The organism is Pareuzebyella sediminis (assembly GCF_008367235.1).
GTDB lineage: Bacteria > Bacteroidota > Bacteroidia > Flavobacteriales > Flavobacteriaceae > Pareuzebyella > Pareuzebyella sediminis.
In genome coordinates this window covers 44,241-62,247 of the sequence record NZ_VTZS01000007.1, presented here as the reverse complement: position 1 = coordinate 62,247, position 18,007 = coordinate 44,241, and the positions used below count along the sequence as shown (strand labels likewise).

Genomic DNA, 18,007 nt, shown 5'->3' with positions numbered 1-18,007 from the left:
AATATTTTAAGGAAATATGTATATTATGCCTTGGAAAAACCCATCGAACATGAAAGCCCTGCCCAACGACATTGTTCTACGTCCTCGATTTCAGATGGATATTCCGTATTTAAAGGAAACGCTCTTGGAAACCTTTGAGAAATCAGCGCGAATACCCTTTATAGTAAAACGCTTGGATGACCACGTATTTATAAAGTTCAATGTCGATCACATTCATTTTTGGTCACCTCAATTACATTTGGAAATCAACGACACTGAAGATGGTCAAAGTAGGATTTACGGACTTTTCGGCCCCAATCCTACCTTATGGACGTTTTTCATGTTTCTCCATTTTGGGGTCGCTACTTTATTTATCATTCTAGGAATTTGGGCCTATTCAAGCGCATCTTTGAACAAGCCCTTTGGTATTCAACTCGGCCTAATGCTCTTTATGGTCTTGCTGTGGTTTGTTTTATATGCATTTGGAAGGGCGGGCCGTCATAAGGGAAAACCACAGATGCACGAACTGTACGATTTTATGAAAAGTACTATTGAGTCGTACCTATAGTTTGTTGGCCATTTTTTCGAGATGGCTTTAAACCACTGTTTATTTTGTACCAGAGTGATGATTTTTTAAGTGCTCCTATTTTACGATCATTCAATTCTTAACCGCATGATTCAACTTAAAAAACAATCTCTTCGCCTATCAAGGTTTTAAATCATTTTTGATTGTACCCAAAACGTTTCAGTTGACGGGCATCGCTACGCCAATTTTTATTGACCTTAACAAACAATTCGATGTGCACCTGTTTCCCAAAGAACTTTTCCAAGTCTTTGCGAGCACCCACCCCGACTCTTTTTAAGGCGCTTCCTTTATGGCCGATAATGATACCTTTCTGCGAATCACGCTCCACCATAATAACCGAGCGTATATGAATAATGTCTTCTTCTTCCAAGAACTCTTCGGTCTCTACTTCGACCGCATATGGTATTTCCTTTTTATAGTTCATGAGAATCTTTTCGCGCACCGCCTCATTTACAAAAAAGCGTTCTGGTTTATCGGTGAGTTGATCTTTGGGGTAATAGGGAGGTGCCTCAGGCAGCAGTTCAATAATTCTTTCAAAAACCTCTCGGACGTTGAAATTGTTTAAGGCCGAAATCGGATGGATCTCGACACTGGGAAGTAATTCCTGCCAATACTGGGTCTGCTGCTCCAAAATCTCCTGTTCGGAAGTATCTATTTTATTCAGAAGTAACAAGACTGGTATTTTACTCTCTTTTATACGTTCAAAGAAACGCTCGTCTTTTAAAGACTTCTCTCCTATTTCTACCATATAGAGCAGCACATCTGCATCTTCAAAGGCCGATTTCACAAAATCCATCATGCTCGATTGTAGGTCGTAGGCTGGTTTGATAATTCCTGGGGTATCGGATAAAACGACCTGAAAATCATCTCCGTTGACAATACCGAGAATTCGATGGCGCGTCGTCTGGGCCTTTGAGGTAATAATAGAAAGCTTCTCGCCCACAAAGGCATTCATCAAAGTAGATTTACCCACATTTGGATTTCCGATAATATTTACGAAGCCTGCTTTATGTGTTGCCATGTTTCAATTTTTCAAAATAAGTTCTTGCCGCGGCATTCACCTTGGGTGCCAAAAGAAGTACGGCAATCATATTGGGAATCACCATTAACGCATACGAAAGGTCGATCAGGTTTTTAACCAATTCTAAGGAAGCCACTGCGGCGAAGACGATCATGATGACAAAATACCAATTGTAAAGCTTTCCGATTTTGGCATTGGTCAAAAAAGACAAACACTTCACTCCATAATACGAATAGGTAAATAGCGTAGACAGCGCAAATGCAGTAACAATGAGCATCAGTAAATCATCGCCAAAACCGAACAGCGTGGTCTCGAAAGCCGATAAGGTCATCACGATACCACTGGCATCTTCTAGATATGCCCCGCTTAAAATAATTACGACCGCTGTAAACGTACAGACCATAATAGTATCTATAAAAGGACCTAACATAGCCACCAACCCTTCTTTTATTGGGTTATCGGTCTTCGACTGCCCATGGTACATAGGTGCACTGCCCAGCCCTGCCTCATTAGAAAACATGGCCCGTCTGATACCAATGATCACCAACCCCCAAAAACCACCGGTTACCAACGACTTGAAATTCCATGCTTCGGTGATAATCATTTTTAAGGCCGGTATAATCTGGGAAGCGTTCAGCACCATCACCACAATTACGGCGACCAGATAAATGGCGACCATAAAAGGTACTAAAGCTGAAGCCACTTTGGCGATTTTGGTCAACCCGCCAAATATTACGAAAGAGGTTATGATGGCCAATACGAAGCCGACCGTCCACTTCCAAGTCATTTCGTCCATAGCAAAGAGGGTCTCGGAAGGTTCCACCACACTCATAAAAGTTTCGGTAAACTGGTTGGCCGTAAAGACCCCTAAAAACCCGAAAAGACCACAAATAGCGAAAAAGATGGCCAAAGGTTTTCCCTTGGGACCAAGTCCTTTGGTGATGTAAAACATGGGTCCACCCTGTAGTTTACCGTCTGAATCGGTACCACGAAACATAATGGCAAGGCTACATGAATAGAATTTAATGCACATGCCCAACAGAGCCGTCATCCATATCCAAAAAACAACGCCGGGGCCTCCATCATGAATGGCTATGGCCACCCCGGAAATATTACCTAGGCCTACGGTAGCCGCTACCGCAGCTGAGAGGGCCTGAAAGGAGCTCACATCCCCTACTGCATTCTTATCATCATATTTTCCGGCTGTAATGGCTATGGCATGACCGAAATAGCGATAGGGAATAAATTTTGAATACAGCACCAAAAAGAGTCCACCTCCGATAAGCAGTATGAACATGGGCCACTCGGTCAATGGTAGAACACTTGCAATAAAGTCGTTGATTACTTCCATAGGCGTAAAACCCCGAAGGTAAAACTTTCTATAGTTATACCTCATCGAGACTCCAAATATTTCTTTTTGACAAGATTTGATTAAACTAAAAAACCGTTGTATCTTTGTCGTTCAAATCGCGGGGTAGAGCAGTAGGTAGCTCGTCGGGCTCATAACCCGAAGGTCGCTGGTTCGAGTCCAGTCCCCGCTACAAGGCCCAAGGCCAATGAAACCAACGGATCGCATGCGTGCGATCCGTTTTTTTATGTCCGACATTTCCCTACTTTTACGAAACGTATACGAAAACGAATACGTTTTTAGCACAAAATTGAACTATTCCGAACCAAAAATCTACACCGGAGGGGTCGATGCCTCCAAATGGTCGAAGCTCTCCAGGGAAGAGAGAAGAGAGGCCCTACAAAAGGATTGGTACGTCTACTATTCCTTTCGAGACCCCGGTACCGGAAAACTGAAACGGCAGTCGCAGATCAAGGGCGGGGCCAACCGCTTCAAGACCAAGACCAAACGGTTGAAATTCCTCCGCACTCTGCAGCGCAACCTTCTGGTACTATTGGAGGCCGGGTTCGACCCTTATAGGGACAATTCTGAACTGGAGGCCAAGTTCCGCGCCGGTATGGCGGGCGACGAAACCGGAACCACTGCCGAAAGACCCGGTAAAAAGGCGACAACAAACCAGGCCCCTACCCCTACTGCAACGGAACCGCTCGAAAAAGGGACCGGAACATTCCCAGATGCCACCGATAAAAATATAGACGAAAACCGGCCCCGAGTACATAAAGAGGAAGCCGAAAACCGAACATCGGTGCAAGAGGCGTTCGAACTGGGGCTCAAAATAAAGAAGAGCGTCCTGAACGCGAACTCCTTCACCAAATACAAAAGTCGTATCAACCGGTTCCTGAAATGGCTCGGGGAGCATGAACCGGAACGCATGGAAGATATTACCAAGGTGGACCGGTCCACCGTGATCCGGTACCTGAACTGGGTACTCGACCGTACCTCGGCCGCAAACCGGAACAACGCACGTGGTGCCCTTAGCTCTTTTTTCACCACCCTGCGCGATAACGACATCATCGCGGAGAACTTCATACTATCCATCAACAAACTGTCGTCAAGGCCGGAGCGCCACAAGACCTTCTCCCAAAAAATGGAGGACGATATCGACAACTATCTTGCCGAGAACGACCAGCTCCTGCGCCAGTTCATCTGGTTCGTTTCCTATAACCTCTTAAGGCCCATCGAGGTCTGCCGGTTAAAGGTGGGCGATCTTGACCTTGACGAAAAACGGATCAATTATGATGCGAAGGACAAGCTTCGCAAAAGAAGGCGCCTTCAAGAGATCATGGTAGAAAAACTCCCTGACCTTTCCGAATTGGACAAGGACGATCATCTCTTCACCCCTTACGGACTGGGCGGGAAATGGGACATACCGGATGCCGACAAACGGAACTATTTCTCCAAACGGTTCAAAAAGGTAAAGGACCATTTCGGACTAGGCAAGGATTACGGGCTCTACAGTTATCGGCATACCTATATCACCAAGCTCTACAGGAAACTGCGCAAGAAATACCCCCAGCAACTGGCGAAGGCCAAACTGAAGCAGTACACCGAACACACGACCCAGACAGCCCTTGAGAAATACCTGAGGAACATCGATGCAGAAATGCCCGAGGACTATTCCGAATATTTTAGGGAATAGCGCCTTAGAGGTCAAAAAGGTTTATTTTTGACGGTATATGGAATATTTCGGGGCACTACAAGATATCGATCTGCAAAGCCTTTCGGAAGAAAGGAAAGAGGAACTTTTGCTATCAAAAAACTCTACCAAGCAACGGCAAGGGTACCTCTTACCTTCGGGAAGGCAAATATACTGAACGAAGAAGCAGGGCAAAGGGAAGTCGGACCTACTGCCGCGTTGAGCAGTGCCTATTACCGGTATATTGTTGGTAAGCTGAAGGAAAAAATAGAGGACCGCGCCCTGGTCCACCTCTATAGGTTCGAGGAGGACCGCTTTGGTCTTGAAGGCCCTGAGCTCCGAAAGGTGGCCCTTAACCATTACCGCCAAGGTGCTGAAGATGCCTCTCGGCATAGCGCCGACCTCGTCGAAAAGGGGCTGTCCCCACAGGGCAACCTGGAGCTACGTACCTCCGGTAAAATTGGCCGTCTGCTACTGAAAAAAGAGACGATGCCCCTGAACCTTGCAAAATTCCATAAAGATGGCCTGGAAGCGTACCTTATGGGAAAAGGTTTGGAGGTCGACGGGAACGTCCTAAAAAAAAATCCGGTACTCCAGGAGATAATCGATCTTGAAGCGGCCCTTATTTTTCTCTCGCGGCTGAACGAAAGGTTCGGGTTAGAGAAAGAGGTTGCCCTTCGCCCGTCGGAAGTTGATGGCAAGGAAAATACCGAGGTGCCCGCTACTAAAAAAAGGTCCAAAAAGAAGACATCGGTACTTACCGATTCCGATGCCCTGGACTATCTGCTAGATACCGTATTCGGGAAGAAAAGAAACGGGTAGGAAATCTTGATTCCTTTTTAATTGAAATCCAGTATCGATCTCAGTATTTTGTAGCCTGGATGGCTTCCCTGAAAAAAAACCACCACCCCTGCTGATCGAAAAAACCACCACCGTTCAACTCTTCTATATACCGAATAACCACCACTGCTCTTGTTCGCAGAAAACTGAAAACCAGTACAATAACGATTACATCAATTGATATTTATCCCTCACCAATGAACCAAACTGCCCCATGATCATACCGACAGAGTATCGTGGTCGTGAAAAAAACCAACACCCCCTTAGATTTAAATCCCGAGATAAACCAGTGCTAACCTTAGTCGCAATGAGTTTAATATTAATTTTTAAAAATTTAATCGATTGTTCATTATCCGTCACGAAAATGAAGAACCGCCACCGGACCATATCACAGGTTGCAGTGGTGAAAAAAAACCACCACGCCTTCAAAAAAAACCACCATTGGAACCTTAAAAGCGCCATTATAGCAACTGGACATATATTAATGATGGTGGAAAAAAAGAAAAAACCACCACCCCTTCAAAAAAAATCACCACAACTTTGGATTTCAATCTCTGGATAAACCATTGCCAAATTTTACATAACACTCTAAATATCTGTATTTTAAATATTTTATCATTGTTCTTTACCTGTCATGGATATGAATAACCACCACATGACCCTATTATGGGTTGAAGGGGGGGGTGAAAAAAAACCACCACTCCTGCTTATCAAAAAAACCACCATCGGGACCTCAAAAACATCGTTATAGCAACTGGACTTATATTGATGGTAATGAAAAAAAAGAAAAAACCACCACCCCTTCAAAAAAAAATCACCACAACTTTGGATTTCAATCTCTGGCTAAACCATTGCCTACTTTGATATAATACTCTAAATATCAGTTTTTTAAATATTTTATCGATTGTTCTTTACCCGTCATGGATATGAATATCCACAACATTACACTATTATAGGTTGCAGTGGTGGTAAAAAAACACGACACCCTTAAAAAAACCACCACCACCGTTCAACAAGTTTTCATACTGAACAACCATCATTGTTCTTGTTCGCAGTATATTGAAAACCAACATATTAATCATTTCATCGATTGAGATAAGTCAGTAGCTTATATGAAAAATTACTGGATAATATTACAGGTTGAGGGGGTGGTGAAAAAAACCACCATGGTCAACTTTTATGAGATCACCATTTTTTGAAAATAAATTGGGAATATTTTCCAACAATATTAAATGCAATAATTGCTTCCATAGCACAAGCCGACATTTCACAAACAACAGATTTTGAATAGTCAATCCAATGTTTTGGAATTCCGAGTATCAAAGGGTAGATATAATTGGTGTTGAAACCATCAATTTTATTGGATTAAGGTGCCTAATTGTCTTTCTACTTCGGAAACTAAAAATTCATCAAGTCTAGCCTCATACTTCATCACCCTATTCTTGATCCCCTTGCCTCCCCGAAACACTTCCACGCGGCACATGGTTGCGTCCCCATCGAACCTATTGTAGCACTCGACCTTGACGGAACTGAACTTATAGTCCCTCAGCCTGAATTTCAGTAATTTTTCGACCATATTTTCCTGTCTGTAGAGGCTCAATCTGTTATTGTTTTTCATTATGACCTAGCTTAAGTGGTATCCTTTGTTTCCGATTAGTGCACCTGCACCCGTATCCAACCGTTTTCCGGAAGGTCATACTCACCGACCTCCATAATGCCTACCACCCCTTTTTGGGGGTATCGGTATTTAAGCATGGTCCTGTGTTCATCCGCTTCAAGAAAAAATTGGTTCATGTGCCTAGGCTTGTCCAGTTTTTTATTCCAGCAGTTATTGCTGAGCGTAGCTTCCCCAATCTGGATCAAGAGATGCTTCAAGGCAAATCTGTCGTTGTTTCTGAATACAATCTTGCCAACCATTATATTAAAATTGGATATATTCCTTTTTTTTTGGATTTATTCCAAATTTATAAATTTGATTTGCTACATTTAAAACTTTAACATTTTTCATTAAATTGAAATACCTAAAAATTAGATATGAAAACGTGAGGGCCTGAGATCGGAGAGGAATGGGGAGAATATGTTTCGCACAACATGAGACTCTTGCAAAAACTTCCAACTTCCGAGATTTACATGATCAATAATATCGTGCAGTCCAGGATTATAAACTATAAAAATGACAGGGAGGCCAGAACAATACCGGAAGAGGACAAGAACTTTGCCGACCAGATGATAAACGTTTGCGAGTATAGGCTACAGGCAGCTGTGCTTGCAAAGTATAAAAAGTTGGAGGAGATTTTCAAGAATCCCAAATTTAAATAAAAGGACACCATATGTGTTACAATACAAGGATAACCCGAAAAGCAGGGGAACTGGAGGATTATTATGAGATCGAAAGGTTGCTGGGTGAACTGAAGGAAGACCATGAATTGATCTATAATAGCGCCAATGGTTTCGTGCATCCCAATATGTGGATCATACCCCAGGAGAAGCCCAAGAACATGATTCCGGTCATGTGGGGACTGATACCCCATTATAAAAAGGATGTGGACCCCAAGGAGTATTACAAGGAGACCATACGTTGGGGTTCGGGGCTCAATGCCAAGTCCGAAAAGTTGTTCGAATCCAACAACTATAAAAACAGTGCCCTGAAACGTAGGTGTATTATACCCGTCGACGGGTTTTATGAACCCCATACCGCAAAGAAGAACGGAAAGGATTTTAAGATCCCTTTCTATTTTGAGAGAAAAAACAAGGCTCCGTTCCATCTTGCAGGAATCTATGCGGTTACCCCTGACAAGCTAGTGACCTTCACTATTCTGACAAAGGAGGCTACACCCATGTTCGCTGAGATACATAACAGGAAAAATAGACGGCCTGTCATCTTGCAGGATGATGATATCGGTGTTTGGCTGGACAGTACCCTTAACGAATCCGATGTTTGCAATGTGATAGACGATGATCTGTGGGATGCCGACATCGATGCCTGGCCCATTAGCAAGGACCTGTACAAGCGCGGAGGAGAGGGTGACAGGCCTGACATCATCGAAAAGGTGGAGTATCCTGAACTTGAAATTGCCTATTGACCCTTCTTAAAGCAAGGGTGTAACTTAATACCATGCAAACAATGGATATAAACGATTTTCTAAACTTGGATGACGAAGAACAATCTTTTCTACTTTTGGATGAGGGTGAATTTATTGACTCTATCTCCACTATTGAAGCGGATTATATACTCTTTGCTTTCGGTAGCTTCTTCGTAGAATTAACATTGTGTCCCGTTATGGGTACAACACTTAGGATAAGCCCATTCACCTCTGGCAAAAGAATCGCTAAGTATTCAAGAACACTCGCCACAAGTAATGCCCCATGGGCGTAACACAAAAGAAGCAACAAATGCCTTTAGACCAAAATTCAAAGGATAGCTTGATAGAGTACGAAATGCAATGTAAACCTAGCACTGATTTTCTCCTGAAGAATTTTGAACGATACAAGGAAGAGGTAAACCCCTTTGTTAACTTTAGGGACTATGCTAAAATGGAGAAGCATGTAATGTTAAGGAGTGGTCTTATTGACTGTCAATTTTTAAAAAACCGTAATCGTTACGTAAAATTGTTGGACAAGGCTGTTAATAGGATATAATCTGGGTACCGAAAATTGAAATTACGACAACCTTTATGAAGCAGCTATAATAGACCTAAGTTGTAACGAATATTTGGGGTCAATCAATAATATACTAGATTAGAGGTGTATATAAAAAAGAAATATGTGCACTGGTACACATATACAATTGTTGGCACCAATTCAATGACAACAAGCAGACAACAAAATATTGACAGATTTTACGACCTATTGAATGAGGTGACTAAGAAATTTCCGAAACGGACTTTAGATACAGTATCAAGAGACAGGCTTCCAGAAAAAGGTGTATATTTTTTCTTTGAGGAAAATGAAAATCGCGAAAACAGCAATTTCAATAGAGTTGTTCGGATTGGCACACACGCTGCAATTGCTAATTCAAAGGCAACTTTGTATGACAGACTATACAATCATAAAGGCTCGAAAGACTTAACGGGGAACCACAGAGGCTCGGTTTTCAGAAAACTTATTGGATTTAGCTTCCTTTACAAAGACCATTTAGACTTCCCCCATTGGGGCGATAAATCGAAAAAGAATGATAAATTAATTAAGCAATCTGAGAAGCCCCTAGAAAGAATAGTTTCGACCTATCTACACACTTTACCTTTCACTGTTCTAGAAGTTCCAGGTCCTTCATCAAAAGACAATGACAGAGCAATGATTGAAGAAAATTCAATTGCACTCCTTTCGAATTTTGAAAGGTCTGCCGTTGATAAATGTTCGAATGACTGGTTAGGAAAATACACAAAAGACAGTAAAGTTATTAGATCTGGGCTATGGAATAACAAGTGTGTGGAACGAAAAGAAATCAGTGAAAATTACTTTGAGACTATTGAAAGACACTTAAAGAAAATGAAAAACTGGTGCCAACACGGCATATAGCTTATGGCGGGTGAACATCTTCCAGCAAGGTTTCCGCTCCTTAGCCAGTTTAGGTTTCGGTGGATAGGAAAGGGCTTCAAAACCGCCACAAAGCCATATGAAAACCGTTAGCCCTAATTGATAACAAGCTTCGAAAATGATTGATGAACTCTATTTTAAAGATGATGGAAAAGTTAACATAACAGCAGCTTCAGTTGGAATAAGTAAAAGACGATGGGTTTGTGCAACTGATGCTGATATTGAAACAGAAAATTATATTCCCATAATGCAAAAGAATAGGTTTGACTTAATTCCTATTGTTTCAAATACCGAGATTAAAGAATATTTTATTACAAGTAATCCGAACGATTTTAGCAATATTGAGAGACATAAAATAACATTTTCGGATACTTTAGAATTAACAACAAATATTAGAACGGTAATCGATAATTTCTGTTCAGAAAAAAGAACATTCTACTTTCTAACTTTTCAAAAAGAAATTGCTGGTTTAATTACGATTGGAAACTTAAATTGTCGCCAAGTTCAAATCTATATTTTTCAGAGGTTATGTGATTTAGAAAGAAGTTTAGGTGAGTTTTTACTTGATAGTCTTAAGCAAAAAGAAATAATTGATTGGATTGAGCAAAAAGTCAATCCTGAAAATGAAAACGATAAATACAAAGGTATTTTAGAACTTTATAATGAACTACTTAGTTTAGATTTAGAAAATACAATTACTGAACATTTTTATTTTGTAGACTTCTTCAACATCTTTAACGAACTAAAACTTTTTGAGAAATTAGGCTTAACCAAGAAAGATTGGAAAAAATTCAATAGCATAAATGAAATCAGGAAAAGAATTGCGCATCCGACCAGAAGTTTGATTGATAATGATAACACAATAGATAAATTATCTAGCCGATTGAAAAAAATGGATGAATTAATATTCGCTCTGCACAACAACTAGGGCTAACAATGTATCCTATGAAAAGCCCTAGTCCAGTTCTCTAAAATTAAGTAATATTTTCTTTTTGCCTCAAACCACTTTTTTCTTTTAGTCTAGCTGCCTCTACATTCCGAAATCAATGCGAACCAGGTTCTATTTGTGTAATACTTCTCCCCGCATCTTTATAGGCCTCTCTATTATTCAGAGACTAAATTGACTTGTGAAGCATTTGCATGGCAAGCGACTATGGTATTTAGGGTAAATACAATATTCTTCCAAGTCTTTACATAATTTTTCACCGAAAGAATCTAGTTGATTTCCCCATAATCCAAAGATATTTTATCTTTAAAGACTCCCCATATTAAAAATCAAAAAACCATTATCAACTTAGATGACCAATACCAAACTAACACTTTCCCAACTAGAACAATATTTATCAAAAGCGGCATGGATTCTTAAAGGCCCTGTAGATGCCTCAGACTTTAAAGTATATATTTTTCCGTTGCTCTTTTTTAAGCGAATCTCAGATGTATATGATGAGGAATATAAAATAGCTTTTGAAGAATCGGAAGGGGATGATGACTATGCCAATCTACCAGAATTCCACAGGTTCATAATCCCAGACCAATGTCATTGGAACGATGTACGCGAGACGACCATCAATGTTGGCCTTGCCATAGAAAAGGCCCTACGAGGTATAGAACAGGCCAACCAGGAATATTTGTATGGAATTTTTGGTGATGCCCAATGGAGCAATAAGAACAAGCTGTCCGACCGTTTATTGATCGACCTTGTGGAGCACTTCTCTCAATATGATTTATGCAACAGTAATGTGGACGCTGATTTATTGGGCAACTCCTATGAATATTTAATCAAGCATTTTGCCGACCTAACCAATAAAAAAGCCGGGGAATTTTATACGCCTCGTTCCGTAGTGCATTTATTAGGTTTAATTCTGGACCCACACGAAGGGGAGACCATTTATGATCCCGCCTGTGGTACCGGGGGTATGCTATTGGAATGTGTAGACCATTTAAAAGATAACAAAGAGGACTACCGTACCCTTAAGCTTTACGGCCAAGAGAAGAACTTAACATCAAGCTCCATTGCTAGAATGAACATGTTCCTGCATGGTATTGAGGATTTTTATATAGTACGTGGAGATACCTTACGAAATCCCGCTTTTTTTGAGGCTGATGGCCTAAAAACTTTTGATTGTGTTATTGCCAACCCGCCATTTTCATTAAAAGAATGGGGCGCCGAAAACTGGGCCAACGACCCCTATGGTAGAAATATTGCGGGTATTCCTCCAAAAGGAAATGGAGACATGGCCTGGGTACAGCACATGATCAAATCCATGAACAGTACAGGCCGTATGACCGTAGTATTACCCCATGGCGCCCTGTTTAGAAAAGGGGCGGAAGGTAAAATTAGAAAAGCCCTTTTGGAGCGAGATTTGTTGGAGGCCGTTATTGGCCTGGGACCCAATATTTTTTATGGTACCCAACTCGCCGCATGTGTCATGGTCTTTAAGCAGAACAAAGATGAGGACAAAAAGGATAAAGTATTATTTATCGATGCCTCTGAGCAAGTTCGTGTGGGACGGGCACAGAACTATTTGGAACCCCAACATATTACACAAATATTCAAATGGTATTCTGGTTTTACGGACGTCGAAAACTTTGCTAAAGTTGCTTCCATAAAAGATTTAAAAGAGAACGATTACAACCTGAACATTCCTCTTTATGTAGAGAAAATTATTGAGGATAATTTGCCTTCTGAGGAAGAAGCATTGGCAGATTTAAAAGCAGCTTGGAAAGAGAGTCAAGAAGCAGAAGAGAAGTTTAAACGGGTTTTGAAAGACTTTATATAAATGAAAAATTCACCTCTACCAAATTGGTGCGCACCAACCCTTCAAGGTTTGGCCTACTGGCTTGCTTATAAAAAAGAGTTCTATAATGACTATAAATTATCGGAAGGAGCTATTGTCGGTGAGTTGGCGCAAGGTATAAATTCCAATATCGACAATCATAATGAAGTCCTCGAATGTGAAAGAATGTATAAAGAATTATCTCCTTGTATTAAAGGTCAAACTAGATTGGACCTAGCCATAGGAAGAAAATCTAAAGGTACAAGAGGAAAATCACTAAATATTGAAACGCTGAAATATGCTTTAGAAGTTAAGAGATATGAGAATGGGTGGAACCTAATTTTAGAAGATTTAAATAAACTGAAGGAACTACATAGTCAAAATAAGTTAATCAGATGCTTTTTGATAGTTGCTTCACAGAATTATCGACCAGTCAAATTAGTGTCAGATAAAAATCATCCCATTGAGAAATTTTTAAAATCTGAACTCAATTTTGAGACTAAAGTTAGAACTGTTAAGAAAGCTTTTTCTTCAAAAAGGAAAAGTGACTATGGAAACTTTGCAATCCTAATTGAACTAGCATGACCCAAAAAGAACTCGAAAAATACCTTTGGGGCGCGGCCACCCAATTGCGCGGCACCATAGATGCCGGCGATTATAAACAATATATCTTCCCATTATTGTTCTTCAAACGCATCTGTGATGTATACGACGAAGAATTTGAAAAAGCATTGGAAGAGGGCGATGGTGACTTGGAGTATGCCGCTTTTGCGGAACACCACCATTTTTTGGTCCCTGAAGGTGCCCATTGGAACGACGTGCGGGAAACCACCGTGAATGTGGGCATGGCCTTGCAAGAGGCAATGCGGGCCATTGAAAAGGCCAACCCAGATACCCTGTACGGTATTTTTGGGGATGCCAGCTGGACAAACAAAAACCGACTAAGCGATGAAACCCTCACAAACCTCATAGAGCATTATTCCCAGCACAAACTAAGTTTGAGCAACATCCCAGATGACAAACTGGGCAATGCCTATGAATACCTCATTAAGGAATTTGCGGATGACAGCGGCCATACCGCAGCGGAGTTTTACACCAACCGCACCGTGGTTAAACTCATGACCATGATCATGGACCCACAACCGGGAGAGAGTGTTTACGACCCTACCTGTGGTAGTGGCGGACTCTTATTGAACTGCGCCCTTCATTTAAAGGAGGAAGGTAAGGAATACCGTACGTTAAAATTATATGGGCAAGAAATTAATCTTATTACCTCTGCCATAGCACGTATGAACATGTTTATGCATGGCATAGAAGAGTTTAGCATTGTACGGAGCGATACTTTGGCCAACCCCGCTTTTTTAGAAAACGACGAACTTAAAACCTTTAATGTCATCTTGGCCAACCCGCCCTACTCCATTAAGGCGTGGGACCAAAAAAGTTTTGCCAACGACCCCTACGGGCGTAACCTCTGGGGCGTTCCTCCGCAAGGTTGTGCGGATTATGCATTTCAGCAGCACATACACAAAAGTATGGACCAAGAAAATGGTCGATATGCAATTCTATGGCCACATGGAATTTTATTCCGGGATATGGAAGCTGAAATGAGAAAAAAAATGGTTAAAGAGGACCAAATTGAAGCTGTAATTGGTTTGGGGGCTAACCTTTTTTACAATTCTCCAATGGAGGCTATGATATTAGTTGGAAATACCAACAAGCCTCAGGAAAGAAAAGGTAAAATACTTTTTATTAATGGCAAACAAGATGTTATAGATAATAAAGGCTTAGCATACTTAACAGATAATCACATTAATAAATTTTATAATGCCTTCAAGGAGTTTAATAACATACCGCATTATGCAAAAGTAGCTAGCATTGAAGAAATACTATCGCATGATGGGAATATGAATATCAATTTCTATGTGAAAAGAGAAAATTCCAATGTTGATTTATCATTCGGTAAATCTTTTCAAGAATGGAATGAAAGTGATGTAAAGCTTAAAGAATCAATGAAAAACTTATTTGAAGTATTAAAATAATATGGAAGGGGCATTAGAGAATATAAAAGGAGAGCTTCAAATAGATAAAAGGGATTGGACTTTAACCAAGTTTGGAGATGTCGCTATCCAGCAAAAAAAGAAAGTTGATAGGGAAAATACAAAATTAACGAGATACGTAAAAGGTGAGCATATGGGGTCAGAAGACCTTCATTTAAGGTCATGGGGGGATTTGCAAGATGAATATTTAGGCCCTGCGTTCATACGTAGGTTTGATGATGGAGATATATTGTATGGGTCTAGAAGAACCTATTTAAGAAAAGTTGTAATAGCTCCTTTTTCTGGTATTACATCAAACACCACTTTGGTAATTAAAGCAAATGAAAAAAAGATAGATAGAAGGTTGCTCCCTTTTGTAATGATGTCGGAAGGTTTCACTGAAAATTCTATTCGAAACTCAAAGGGTTCTGTGAATCCATATATCAATTGGAAGGATATTTCAAAATACGAATTCTTACTACCACCAAAAGACCAACAAGCCCAATTTTCTGAATTACTTTGGGCTATGGATGAGGTTGTTGAGAGGGAGATTGATTTAAAGCATAAACTTAAAATTCATAGAGACATACATTTTGAAAATTTAGTTGACGAATCACCAGGAAAAAAAGTTAAGTTATCTCAAATCCTAATTCCAAAGAAGGAAAAAAGTCAAGTTCCTCATTCAAGAAATAAATATATAGGTCTGGAACATTTAGAATCTGGAGAATTTGCAACAAACAACTGGGATAGTACTGAATCTGTCAAAGCTCAATGTAATCTCGTAAATGAAGGTGACTTGTGCTATAGCAAATTAAGACCTTACCTTGATAAAGCAATAATTGCAACTTTTGATGCATTATCAACAACTGAATTATTGATTTATGACACTAAAAAAGTGTCTAAAGAGTATGTCTTATATCATTTTCATAGTAAGGCATTTATAGATTATGTTTCAAGTCAAGGTTTTGGCACAAAAATGCCCAGGGTAAGTCATAAAATTATTGGAGAATATGAAATTTTAGTTCCAAATAATGAAAAAGAAATACTTAATCAAATGGAACAATTATTAAAAGTTCAAGGAGTGATTAAATCAAAAATTTCAAGTTCCAAAGCCTTACAAAAGAGTTTAATTAATCAGGTGTTTTAAATATGAACTATAAAGGGCCAATATGCTACACCCTATTTCTTACAGGCGATGAAAAAAATAGAACCATTTATCAAAAAATGTCTGAAGGTAAGGTTGCCAATTTTACCGCACCGGTTACGGCTAAACTTACTCCAAAGATTTATGTACTTCAACATAATGGGAAGCCTGTGTACGTAGGGTATGCTAGCCAGTCTATTGGCACACGTTTGAACCAAGGTTTAAAAGCAGATGGCAAAAAAGGCTACCACGGTTATAAATGGAAACAGGCAGATGAATTAAAACTTATGGTGTTTGTTTTCGAGCAAAAGTTAAAAGGAAAAAAAGATAATGCCGACAAACCTTATATTCTATTTGTAGAGGCAGTAGAAGCAGAATTAGTTTATAAAATAAGGCAAGAAACAGGAAAATGGCCAGCGTTTCAAAATGAAATTCATTTTAATAATGAAAACCTCGAAAAGGCGAAATTAGTAGCTGCTGAAATTTATCGAAAAATAAATCTGTCTTAGCGATGACAGTAAAGAAACTAAAGTACATTTCGAAAGTATTTAACCAAAGTAATGGTATGTTCTCAACCGGGTATTATAGAGAATATAATGAACAAGGTAAACTTGTCAAATTTGGCAACTTTGACCTAGACGAAAATTATCACTCAGAATTTAACTTTGACGACTCTGGTAATGCCATCAATGAAAAGATTAGCATAAGTAGGTCTTATGGCTTTCCCAGTGAAAAACGAAGAAAAAAATACGAATACCATAAGCTGGGGTATAGAATATTTGAATATCAGACCGAAATAATTGATGATAGTAGAACAACCACAGAATTAAAAGGTGGATTGGTAACAGCGGAAGAGCTATCCGCTGAATATCCTAGAGACGTAAACAACCTATTATCCATTGAAGATATAAACCTTAATAATGATGGTACAATACAATCCAGAAAAATCACCAACTTAACGAACAATGAAATACGTTTAATAGAATATGATTATAAGGACCAAATGCCAATTAGGGAATCAATGTATGTGATTGAAGGACAAACCTCCAACATCAAAAATGAAAAATTGATGACCTATGCAGAAGAAGAGGTAATTAAGGTCTTTGACACTGATGATTATCCAGGGAAAATCCAAGTGCTTATTCTAAAAACTGTTTCCTATCATAGCCAAAAAGAATCTCCAAGTGAGGAAATATCGAAATTTTTGTACACTATTAATCCCGATAAAACAATAGATTATTTAGAGGATATAACCAATTCAGAGTTTAAAGTAGATGAAAGAGGCAACATTGCAAGGTATTCTGAAATAGAAGGTACCATAATATACGTAAACGATTATTTACTACCAGATAATAAGCAACTCATTACAGTTCATGAAATAATGCTCTATGAGGACTCACATAGAATATTGAGCAAAAAATATTTTGAATATTTCGATTAGAATAAAACCGTATGACCTCACCATCTGATTACATAAAAGAATTTGAAGACCTTAAAGAAGAGGGTTTTTATAGCATGGTAAAGATAGAGTTCTGGCTTTTAAAATATTGGGAGTTATACAAAGAAAGTCGCTCTTACGTTCAGACTCAAGACTTGTTAAAAATGGATGATGGCATATCCGTACGACTTCCATTGTTTTGGAATCCTAAGGATGAAGAAAAGTTTCTAGAGTTATACACAAAACTTGATTCCGTTTCCGAATTTCAAAGAAACGAAAGTTATATAAGTAAGCTACTAGTAGAATATCATGCCATTAAAAATTCCCAAACTGATTTAAAGAAATGGTATAATAAAAATGTATCCCTATTTAAAGACAAATACGCTACATTTCTGATGGACTATCTAGATTATGATGTTAATGATAAAGAGGAGCACTTGTTGGTCCATGTAGATTCATTAAAGGAATTAGAAATAGATATTGATAAAAGTGACTTTAAAAACACTATTGAATTTCTCGAAATTTTTCAAGGTTCATTATCAGTTAACCAAAGCTCTGGATAATAAAAGGAAAATATTAATATTTTATAATTGTCCAAATAATTGA

At 39.4% G+C, this 18,007-nt stretch carries 19 protein-coding genes and 1 tRNA gene; 16 read left to right on the top strand and 4 right to left on the bottom strand.

Annotation, left to right across the window (positions count from 1 at the left end; translation table 11 throughout):
* The first annotated feature begins 25 nt into the window (after positions 1-25).
* A complete protein-coding gene (locus F2B13_RS19560) occupies positions 26-547 on the top strand; it encodes a GTP-binding protein (RefSeq protein ID WP_232625275.1) in 522 nt (173 codons plus the stop codon).
* 151 nt (positions 548-698) lie between these two features.
* On the opposite strand, the gene era is transcribed toward F2B13_RS19560, so the two are convergent.
* Positions 699-1,586 carry a GTPase Era gene (gene era, locus F2B13_RS19555; RefSeq protein ID WP_149277636.1) on the bottom strand — a complete coding sequence of 296 codons (888 nt, stop codon included), beginning with the start codon at positions 1,584-1,586 and terminating at the stop codon, positions 699-701.
* Positions 1,573-2,937 (bottom strand): alanine/glycine:cation symporter family protein, encoded by a 1,365-nt coding sequence (locus tag F2B13_RS19550; RefSeq protein WP_149277679.1) that lies wholly within the window; start codon positions 2,935-2,937, stop codon positions 1,573-1,575. The genes era and F2B13_RS19550 overlap by 14 nt, the downstream gene beginning before the upstream one ends.
* A 117-nt stretch (positions 2,938-3,054) precedes the next feature.
* Here F2B13_RS19550 and F2B13_RS19545 point away from each other — a divergent pair.
* From F2B13_RS19545 to F2B13_RS19530, 4 genes are all read left to right on the top strand, one after another.
* Positions 3,055-3,127 (top strand) — tRNA-Met (locus tag F2B13_RS19545).
* A 15-nt stretch (positions 3,128-3,142) separates the two neighbouring features.
* Positions 3,143-4,633, top strand: a complete 1,491-nt coding sequence (locus F2B13_RS19540; RefSeq protein ID WP_232625274.1) for a tyrosine-type recombinase/integrase — start codon at positions 3,143-3,145, stop codon at positions 4,631-4,633.
* 27 nt (positions 4,634-4,660) lie between these two features.
* Positions 4,661-5,452: a hypothetical protein gene (locus F2B13_RS19535; RefSeq protein WP_149304923.1), complete on the top strand. Its 792-nt coding sequence runs from the start codon at positions 4,661-4,663 to the stop codon at positions 5,450-5,452.
* A gap of 232 nt (positions 5,453-5,684) precedes the next feature.
* Complete coding sequence (locus F2B13_RS19530; RefSeq protein WP_149304922.1) at positions 5,685-6,032, top strand: hypothetical protein; 348 nt, start codon at positions 5,685-5,687, stop codon at positions 6,030-6,032.
* A gap of 795 nt (positions 6,033-6,827) precedes the next feature.
* Here the strand turns inward: F2B13_RS19530 and F2B13_RS19525 are convergent.
* Both F2B13_RS19525 and F2B13_RS19520 read right to left on the bottom strand, forming a co-directional pair.
* Positions 6,828-7,088, bottom strand: a complete 261-nt coding sequence (locus F2B13_RS19525; protein WP_149304921.1) for a hypothetical protein — start codon at positions 7,086-7,088, stop codon at positions 6,828-6,830.
* 35 nt (positions 7,089-7,123) lie between these two features.
* Positions 7,124-7,387 (bottom strand): hypothetical protein, encoded by a 264-nt coding sequence (locus F2B13_RS19520; RefSeq protein WP_149304920.1) that lies wholly within the window; start codon positions 7,385-7,387, stop codon positions 7,124-7,126.
* A gap of 174 nt (positions 7,388-7,561) precedes the next feature.
* On the opposite strand from F2B13_RS19520, the gene F2B13_RS19515 reads away from it, so the two are divergent.
* From F2B13_RS19515 to F2B13_RS19460, 11 genes are all read left to right on the top strand, one after another.
* Positions 7,562-7,789, top strand: a complete 228-nt coding sequence (locus tag F2B13_RS19515; RefSeq protein WP_149304919.1) for a hypothetical protein — start codon at positions 7,562-7,564, stop codon at positions 7,787-7,789.
* An 11-nt stretch (positions 7,790-7,800) separates the two neighbouring features.
* Complete coding sequence (locus F2B13_RS19510) at positions 7,801-8,553, top strand: SOS response-associated peptidase (protein WP_149304918.1); 753 nt, start codon at positions 7,801-7,803, stop codon at positions 8,551-8,553.
* Between the two features lie 682 nt (positions 8,554-9,235).
* The gene (locus F2B13_RS19500; RefSeq protein WP_232625273.1) at positions 9,236-9,988 is read left to right on the top strand and encodes a hypothetical protein; all 753 of its coding nucleotides are present in this window, start codon (positions 9,236-9,238) and stop codon (positions 9,986-9,988) included.
* A gap of 136 nt (positions 9,989-10,124) precedes the next feature.
* A complete protein-coding gene (locus tag F2B13_RS19495) occupies positions 10,125-10,934 on the top strand; it encodes a hypothetical protein (protein ID WP_149304915.1) in 810 nt (269 codons plus the stop codon).
* 370 nt (positions 10,935-11,304) lie between these two features.
* A complete protein-coding gene (locus F2B13_RS19490) occupies positions 11,305-12,786 on the top strand; it encodes a type I restriction-modification system subunit M (protein ID WP_149304914.1) in 1,482 nt (493 codons plus the stop codon).
* On the top strand, positions 12,787-13,368 hold the full coding sequence (locus F2B13_RS19485; RefSeq protein WP_149304913.1) for a hypothetical protein: 582 nt from the start codon (positions 12,787-12,789) through the stop codon (positions 13,366-13,368).
* Positions 13,365-14,822, top strand: coding sequence for a type I restriction-modification system subunit M (locus F2B13_RS19480; protein WP_149304912.1), 1,458 nt, complete (start codon positions 13,365-13,367; stop codon positions 14,820-14,822). Before F2B13_RS19485 ends, F2B13_RS19480 begins: the two co-directional genes overlap by 4 nt.
* A 1-nt stretch (position 14,823) precedes the next feature.
* The gene (locus tag F2B13_RS19475; protein ID WP_149304911.1) at positions 14,824-15,966 is read left to right on the top strand and encodes a restriction endonuclease subunit S; all 1,143 of its coding nucleotides are present in this window, start codon (positions 14,824-14,826) and stop codon (positions 15,964-15,966) included.
* Between the two features lie 2 nt (positions 15,967-15,968).
* Positions 15,969-16,472 carry a hypothetical protein gene (locus tag F2B13_RS19470; protein ID WP_149304910.1) on the top strand — a complete coding sequence of 168 codons (504 nt, stop codon included), beginning with the start codon at positions 15,969-15,971 and terminating at the stop codon, positions 16,470-16,472.
* 2 nt (positions 16,473-16,474) lie between these two features.
* Positions 16,475-17,404: a hypothetical protein gene (locus F2B13_RS19465; RefSeq protein ID WP_149304909.1), complete on the top strand. Its 930-nt coding sequence runs from the start codon at positions 16,475-16,477 to the stop codon at positions 17,402-17,404.
* A gap of 11 nt (positions 17,405-17,415) precedes the next feature.
* Positions 17,416-17,964: a hypothetical protein gene (locus F2B13_RS19460; protein WP_149304908.1), complete on the top strand. Its 549-nt coding sequence runs from the start codon at positions 17,416-17,418 to the stop codon at positions 17,962-17,964.
* Positions 17,965-18,007: the final 43 nt, after the last annotated feature.